9 protein-coding genes are annotated in these 8,005 nt (G+C 45.3%); 6 read left to right on the top strand and 3 right to left on the bottom strand.

Going from position 1 to position 8,005, the window contains the following annotated elements:
- The first annotated feature begins 94 nt into the window (after positions 1-94).
- Positions 95-526, top strand: coding sequence for a hypothetical protein (locus BJP37_RS22145; RefSeq protein WP_075902014.1), 432 nt, complete (start codon positions 95-97; stop codon positions 524-526).
- Positions 527-576: 50 nt separating this feature from the next.
- Entirely contained in the window at positions 577-924 is a 348-nt protein-coding gene (locus BJP37_RS22140; RefSeq protein WP_075902012.1) for a hypothetical protein, read from the top strand.
- A gap of 915 nt (positions 925-1,839) precedes the next feature.
- Here the strand turns inward: BJP37_RS22140 and BJP37_RS39780 are convergent.
- Positions 1,840-2,010, bottom strand: a complete 171-nt coding sequence (locus BJP37_RS39780) for a hypothetical protein (protein WP_158069712.1) — start codon at positions 2,008-2,010, stop codon at positions 1,840-1,842.
- Between the two features lie 213 nt (positions 2,011-2,223).
- Here BJP37_RS39780 and BJP37_RS37155 point away from each other — a divergent pair, with 213 nt between their 5' ends.
- The 4 genes from BJP37_RS37155 to BJP37_RS22115 all read left to right on the top strand — a co-directional run bounded on the left by BJP37_RS37155 (position 2,224) and on the right by BJP37_RS22115 (position 4,165).
- Positions 2,224-2,430 (top strand): hypothetical protein, encoded by a 207-nt coding sequence (locus tag BJP37_RS37155; RefSeq protein ID WP_143727739.1) that lies wholly within the window; start codon positions 2,224-2,226, stop codon positions 2,428-2,430.
- A gap of 449 nt (positions 2,431-2,879) precedes the next feature.
- On the top strand, positions 2,880-3,128 hold the full coding sequence (locus BJP37_RS22125) for a hypothetical protein (protein WP_075902006.1): 249 nt from the start codon (positions 2,880-2,882) through the stop codon (positions 3,126-3,128).
- A gap of 245 nt (positions 3,129-3,373) precedes the next feature.
- Complete coding sequence (locus BJP37_RS22120) at positions 3,374-3,622, top strand: hypothetical protein (protein ID WP_143727738.1); 249 nt, start codon at positions 3,374-3,376, stop codon at positions 3,620-3,622.
- A gap of 261 nt (positions 3,623-3,883) precedes the next feature.
- Positions 3,884-4,165 carry a hypothetical protein gene (locus BJP37_RS22115; RefSeq protein WP_075902002.1) on the top strand — a complete coding sequence of 94 codons (282 nt, stop codon included), beginning with the start codon at positions 3,884-3,886 and terminating at the stop codon, positions 4,163-4,165.
- Positions 4,166-4,799: 634 nt separating this feature from the next.
- On the opposite strand, the gene BJP37_RS22110 is transcribed toward BJP37_RS22115, so the two are convergent.
- Both BJP37_RS22110 and BJP37_RS22105 read right to left on the bottom strand, forming a co-directional pair.
- Positions 4,800-5,327: a hypothetical protein gene (locus BJP37_RS22110; protein ID WP_075902000.1), complete on the bottom strand. Its 528-nt coding sequence runs from the start codon at positions 5,325-5,327 to the stop codon at positions 4,800-4,802.
- Between the two features lie 151 nt (positions 5,328-5,478).
- Positions 5,479-7,689, bottom strand: a complete 2,211-nt coding sequence (locus tag BJP37_RS22105; RefSeq protein WP_075901998.1) for a phosphoketolase family protein — start codon at positions 7,687-7,689, stop codon at positions 5,479-5,481.
- Positions 7,690-8,005: the final 316 nt, after the last annotated feature.

Raw genomic sequence — 8,005 nt, 5'->3', positions numbered from 1 at the left:
TTCCCGATTCCCGATTCCCGATTCCCGATTCCCGATTCCCGACCCAAATGTAAAAAACCTACCCCTGTGAGGATCGGAGTAGGGGTGGGGAAAATTGACTGGAGCTGATCACGATTACAGACGCGATCGCATAAATAACCCAGTAGAATCGACATCAGGGGTGGAACAGGCATCAGGGGTGGAACTGGCATCAAGCCAGTTTCAATCTATGGCCTTTGCGGGCAGGATGCCCACTCCACTGATGTTGATCCCAAAATTCACCAATGCCGGGAAAATTCACTGGAGTATTTCACCAACACAAAAGCGATCGCATCGATCACCCAGTAGAACAGGGCTCAGGGGTTTAATAGGTTTTATAGGTGGAGTAGGATTCAGGGGTGGAACTGGCATCAAGCCAGTTTCAATCTATGGCCTTTGCGGGCAGGATGCCCACTCCACTGATGTTGATCCCAAAATTCACCAATGCCGGGAAAATTCACTGGAGTATTTCACCAACACAAAAGCGATCGCATCGATCACCCAGTAGAACAGGGCTCAGGGGTTTAATAGGTTTTATAGGTGGAGTAGGATTCAGGGGTGGAACTGGCATCAAGCCAGTTTCAATCTATGGCCTTTGCGGGCAGGATGCCCACTCCACTGATGTTGATCCCAAAATTCACCAATGCCGGGAAAATTCACTGGAGTATTTCACCAACACAAAAGCGATCGCATCGATCACCCAGTAGAACAGGGCTCAGGGGTTTAATAGGTTTTATAGGTGGAGTAGGATTCAGGGGTGGAACTGGCATCAAGCCAGTTTCAATCTATGGCCTTTGCGGGCAGGATGCCCACTCCACTGATGTTGATCCCAAAATTCACCAATGCCGGGAAAATTCACTGGAGTATTTCACCAACACAAAAGCGATCGCATCGATCACCCAGTAGAACAGGGCTCAGGGGTTTAATAGGTTTTATAGGTGGAGTAGGATTCAGGGGTGGAACTGGCATCAAGCCAGTTTCAATCTATGGCCTTTGCGGGCAGGATGCCCACTCCACTGATGTTGATCCCAAAATTCACCAATGCCGGGAAAATTCACTGGAGTNGGGGAAAATTGACTGGAGCTGATCACGATTACAGACGCGATCGCATAAATAACCCAGTAGAATCGACATCAGGGGTGGAACAGGCATCAGGGGTGGAACTGGCATCAAGCCAGTTTCAATCTATGGCCTTTGCGGGCAGGATGCCCACTCCACTGATGTTGATCCCAAAATTCACCAATGCCGGGAAAATTCACTGGAGTATTTCACCAACACAAAAGCGATCGCATCGATCACCCAGTAGAACAGGGCTCAGGGGTTTAATAGGTTTTATAGGTGGAGTAGGATTCAGGGGTGGAACTGGCATCAAGCCAGTTTCAATCTATGGCCTTTGCAGGCAGGATGCCCAACCCACTAANATTCACCAATGCCGGGAAAATTCACTGGAGTATTTCACCAACACAAAAGCGATCGCATCGATCACCCAGTAGAACAGGGCTCAGGGGTTTAATAGGTTTTATAGGTGGAGTAGGATTCAGGGGTGGAACTGGCATCAAGCCAGTTTCAATCTATGGCCTTTGCAGGCAGGATGCCCACCCCACTAATGTTCATGCCTTGATTCACCAATGCCGGGAAAATTCACTGGAGTATTTCACCAACACAAAAGCGATCGCATAAATAACCCAGTAGAATCGACATCAGGGGTGGAACAGGCATCAGGGGTGGAACTGGCATCAAGCCAGTTTCAATCTATGCTTGGGCAGGCAGGATGCCCACCCCACTAATGTTCATGCCTTGATTCACCAATGCCGGGAAAATTCACTGGAGTATTTCACCAACACAAAAGCGATCGCATAAATAACCCAGTAGAACAGGGCTCAGGGGTTTAATAGGTTTTATAGGTGGAGTAGGATTCAGGGGTGGAACTGGCATCAAGCCAGTTTCAATATATTGTTGGGCAGGCAGGATGCCCACCCCACTAATGTTCATGCCTTGATTCACCAATGCCGGGAAAATTCACTGGAGTATTTCACCAACACAAAAGCGTACACATAGATCACCGAGTAGAACAGGGCTCAGGGGTTTAATAGGTTTTATAGGTGGAGTAGGATTCAGGGGTGGAACTGGCATCAAGCCAGTTTCAATCTATGGCCTTTGCGGGCAGGATGCCCACTCCACTGATGTTGATCCCAAAATTCACCAATGCCGGGAAAATTCACTGAACTATTTCATCAACACTTTTGCGATCGCATCTATCAAACACTCCGGAGATCCCAGCCGGAGTGGGGAAAATGGACTGTACCATTTCACCAACACAAAAGCGATCGCATCGATCAAACCGTCCGGAGTAGCCCTGCATCCCTTCGAGTCACACCACACCCAGTCACCCCAGACTCATGTCTTTCTTAAAAACCTACTCTGATCAGATCTCCCCATCTCCCCATCTCCCCATCTCCCCATCTCCCCATCTCCCCACACGACTCCCGATTCCCGATTCCCGACTCCCGACTCCCGACTCCCGACTCCCTAAAGACCGCTTCATTCTTTTTCTTCCAAAACAAATAAAATAACAAAAGAAAAAACAGCAATAATTATGTCCCGAATTTCCATAACTAGCCATTTCACTAACTGAATAATAATCACACATAATTCCAGGCAAACGGCTGGCATGCCAAGGAAAAATGACTAATCACCAATAACTAATCCCTAAAAGACACGATGCATTTTTAATGTCCCCAACCCTTTGAAAAACCCCTTGCATCCCTTACAAAAAACACCTAGGATGTAAATGTGATGAGGAACGAACAAACCTCAAACAAAACACAAGCTAAAGCTAACTTCCAGGAGATTTACTAGCAATGATTACTATTTCTGACCTTAATGTTTCTCGCGAAAATTGTTTAACTGAACTGAAAGATGCTGAAATGATGGGTCACATCATCGGTGGATTTTTAAAATTAAGTTTCAGTGGCATCGGATTTAGCATCGGTAACCAACTGGCATTCGACTTAGACGATGATGGTACCATTGTAGCCACTGAAATCTTCTCACCCTTCGGTGGAACTTTTGGGGGCACTATTGATTTTGGTAAGTTCTTCAAACACTAAAACTAATCGGCTCCCTAAGACCTCTGGTGGAAATTAATCAGACTTTATTTCACCAGAGGTCTGTAGAGTCTTGGGCAGAATAGCCTTGCCTACCTGGAAGTCAGAAGTATAAAAGATGAATTTCTTTAATACCAAAGATTTTGACTGATGGCAGCCGCCCTGAACTCGGGTTAAATATAATCAGGGGGAATAAATTTTTATCCCTGATTACTTTACCAAATCAATTCACAGGAGATTTACTAACTATGATTACTATTTCTGACCTCAATGTTTCTCGGGAAAGCTGTTTGACTGAACTCAAGGATGCCGAAATGATGGGTCACATCATGGGCGGCTTTACCTTACGTGTCCGTGGCATCGGATTTGTGCTCGGTAACCAACTGGCATTCGACCTAGATGATGATGGTACGATTGTAGCCACTGAAATCTTCTCACCCTTGAGTGGAACTTTCGGGTTCGATATTGATTTTAGTGACCTGTTCAATAAACACTAAGACTAATCGGCTCCGTAAGAGCTCTGGTGGAAATTAATCAGACTTTATTTGACCAGAGGTCTGTAGAGTCTTGTACAGAATAGCCTTCGCTACCTGGAAGTCGAAGTATCAAGGATGAATTTCTTTAATACTAAGGATTTCGACTGATGGCAGTTGGTAAGGGATTTCTGCCGCCCTGGACTCGGGGTAAATCTAATCAGGGGGAATAAATTTTTCTCCCTGATTAGTCAAAGAAACCAATTCACAGGAGATTTACCAACTATGATCACTATTTCTGACCTCAAGGTTTCTCGGGAAAACTGTTTGACTGAACTAAAGGATGCCGAAATGATGGGTCACATCATCGGCGGCTTTACCTTACGTGTACGTGGCATCGGATTTGGCCTCGGTAACCAACTGGGATTCGACCTAGACGATGATGGTACGATTGTAGCCACTGAAATCTTCACACCCTTGAGTGGAACTTTCGGTTTCGACATTGATTTTAGCAAACTGAAGAAGTCTCAACCCACTCATACCGATGATTGTCCCGAAGGGATGTAGTGGTTTGGCTAGGCTCTGGTCAAGGTAACGGGAGCTAAAATCACTACTTGTGTAGCACTATAGCATTTGTATCTGGGTTGTAAAAAAGGCAAGAGGCAAGAGGCCATAGGCCATAGGGGAAAGAGATCCTCAGTTTTATTGGACAGTAAAAAAAGACCTCCTAGGTTTACATCTCCAATACAAACGCTATATCGAACTTAGTATTACTACAGCTGCGCGGAATTAAAACCTCAAACATCAAACGTTTTTAATGGTGTATTTATTTCCGCTCTGCTGTAGGATTATGCTCCGTAATAAGTCTGGATGAAAGTAAAATTTAACCCCTGGCTTTTAGAATAATTTTAACCAGATTTTTAGATAGTATGTTTATTAATAATTCATAATTGATTATGAATTATAGCGCTTCTCATATCCCGATTCCCGACTCCCTCGGTGCGCTTGACCCGTAATTAAATTCGCCACGGGTCGCACCGCTCCCGATTCCCGATTCCCGACTCCCGACTCCCTAAACTAGACCTATGCGCAAAAGTAGTTTTCTGATAGTGTTTGCGTCAATTCTTATCCACTGTTCCCAGATCCGCTGTTCCCTGTTCCCGACAACTGCCGCGAAGTCTACTAAATAGATTAGCGATCGCTAACGCTGATTCTGCAATTTTCTCATTTCCTCTTGTACCCCCACTGCCACCTGCAAGGCTTGATCTAAAACTCGTCCATACTCACTAGCCTGATCACTCAAGTGCAGGGCGGTCAAGGTAGTTAAATTAGTAGTAAATAGCTGAGGATTCTTAGTAATAAACTGCTTATTCTCCCTGAGAATTCGTTCTGTCTTCAAGGCACGCACTAAATCCGTTTTCATCACCTTAAGGGCTTCGAGCACTCGCTCCCGATTACTGAGACCAACACCTGGATTACCAGCTTCTTCCAATTGATCATTAATGTGTACAGCTCTAATCACTGTATTGTATCGATCCACCTCTTTCACCAGCCGTCTAACTGCCTTATATTTCAGCCATAGAAAGGACCCTCTACCCAATTTGATCAGGAAATCTCCTGGTTCTTTTGGTTTCTCTAGGAAAAAACCTCTGACTCGCTCTGGCTTCTCCCCAACTAAATTGGTTAGATAGTCCTCTGAAATCACCAAGTCCTGCAAATCAGGTCGCATAGTTGTCCGTGCCTATGATTAGATAGTGGTCGGGAGCCTTTTAATCTATAAGCTTAGCATGCTCTTCATTACCTTACCGTTAAGCTGAGGAGACCTGTGAGGGGTGATATCAAATTTAGCTGTCCGGCAAAAGATGCCGGACAGCTAAATTTTAACCAACCAACTCAATCGCTCGTTTAGCCAAAGCCTCAGCAGTCAAACCATTAAAGGCCATAATTTGACCAGCACTGCTAGCAGTTTCACCCCGCTTCCAAGCCACCACATCCCGTTTGCTAGTACTACGTAACATAATCGGTTCCAGCATGGCACTGGTACCACCAGTAACACCAATCAATCCATCCCCACCAAACAGCCGTTCAAACCCCTGATCATCTAAGAAACCGCCATCAGCTTCAGTACAGGTTTTCCAAGCTGTATCATCAGGACGGTACAAGCGGCGGGGACTGATTACCGAAACAATCCGCACCCCAATCCCTTGGTTTTCCAAATCGGAAGCAGCATCAAACACTGGGATCAGGCTCATATCCCCAATCACCGCAAACACAACAGTTTTACTGCCTTTAGTTTCATGCAATACTATTGCACCATCTTGCAAGCCTTGACGGGTTTGGTCAAAGGTCGTGCGTACCGGTAAAGGTGACTTACTAGCAGTAATGGTAATTCCTTTATTCTTAGTACTCAGCGCCCACTCATAACACACTTGGATACTATTAGCATCACAGGGAAACAAAGGGAAAATATTGCCATTGCGCATCATAGCAGCAAAGTAATTTTCAATTTCAGGACGCTGGTGAGTCCAACCATTCCGTCCTTGCTCCAGTGCCCCAGCGGTAAATAATGTAATAGTAGACGGAGTAGGACGGCGCAATTCTGCCATGGCTTGGGTAACAGTTTGCCAAATCGGTAACCCATTGATCGCAAAAGATTCATAAGAACACCACAGAGTACGAGCTCCAAACAAGGCTAACCCTACCGCTAATCCAGCACAAGCATCTTCACTCAAAGGTTCGTACACCTGACCTTTTGGTCCTTGGAAGTAGAGTTCATCCGGGGTGGGGTGGATAATTTTTAGAGCTTGGTTAATATTATTAATTCCAGAAGCAGCATTGCCATCAGCATTGGAAATAATAAAATTAGGGTCTTTTTGCCCCACATCAGCAACTATCCTTCCCATCGCGGTAGTCGCTATTTTCTTATCGCCATCAATCACAAATTCTTCTAAAGGTAATTCCCCTAAATCTGGCAAAGGGAATTCCTTTTCTGTGACTACAGTATGAGCCGCTGGCCCTCCTCCAGAACGCTCAAAATTTATCCTGACTAATTCCCAGGCTTGAGACGGTAACGCCCGAGCTTTCAGGGCACTAACAATATAATCTTTTTCCAGGGTATCTCCTGGGTAGAGATTGTGAGCTTTAGCTCCCCGTTTGTGGACTCCAGCACCTTTGAGTTGTTTAACAATCAGCACCGTTAACTTACCACTCAAAGCTAATTTAGCCGCTTTATCCGTAGCTTCCAAAACCCCTTGGGTAAATGCCAATCGTTTCTGCAAAGAAAACTCAGTGCTATCCACATACTCACCAGGTTGGTCAGCATCATCATAATCCTTAGCATTGATTAAGATAACCTCTTGGAAACCATTGCCCTGCCAGTATGCAATCATCTCTTGATTGGACTTTGTGGAAACCATACTATGGTGTTCCTGGCTGTAACCATTCCACACTAAAACTGGCAGAAAATTAGTCACCTGGGGATAGGCCGTAGAGAAGTGACCAAAACTGCTCATCACATAAGGTTCACCCAAGCCCCCATCCCCAATGGTAACTGGGAATAGTACCCCTGGATGAAGCAAAGCCCCAGCCATAGCAAAGTGTTGCCCTTGTCCCAGCGGGCCAGCCGGATTGAGGAGTCCAGGAATTTGACCAGAAAGGTGTCCGAGCAATCCGTGCATTTCTCGGAAGCGTTCCCCCATCTGTTCTACAGTCTTAATGCCCATCTCCTCTAGGGAGCCGTCCAGAAACATGTTACTGTAGAAGCCTGGGGCATGGTGTCCCACTTCAGTAATAATGTTTTTGTAACCCAGCATGACCAAAGCTGCAATCCCGTCCGCAATGCTGGCAAATCCCCCTGGATGACCAGAGGATTTACTAGCAGTGATGTGCAGGGTTAGGTAGCGTAGGGCATCAGCAGCCAGTAAGGTCTGGAAGACAGCTACTGGATCATCAGGAGATGCGATCGCTTTTTGCCCCAGGGCAATCGCTGCTTGTTGCCCGTATTGGTCAGAAGCCGCATCAAAACCCGGTATGGTGTTGCCAAAATACTGAATTCCTTGACAAAATGTCGGAACCCTGCTACCAACTGTCATAGTCTCAGAAACCTTTTCTAATTATTACGAGTATTAAACAAATATTACAATCAGCTGGCTTGGTGCGGAATTAGTATAAAGGGTAAATTTGGGGTTTTAACCAGTGAAATGTCTTATGGATGAGATTGATTGAGACTACTATTGAGACGACTTGAGAATCTGCAACTCTAGATCCATTGTCATACCTGCCTTGTCGAGATTGTGATCAAATCTTGCTTCATTTGAATTTCCACAGACTAACAGAATAGGATTAATCGACTAGTTTTGATTACCCTTAATCCTATTAATAGCTTGTCAATAAGCGCTTTTCTGATAG

This window comes from Moorena bouillonii PNG (genome assembly GCF_001942495.1).
GTDB classification, from domain to species: domain Bacteria; phylum Cyanobacteriota; class Cyanobacteriia; order Cyanobacteriales; family Coleofasciculaceae; genus Moorena; species Moorena bouillonii.
This window is presented reverse-complemented; position numbering and strand designations above follow the sequence as displayed.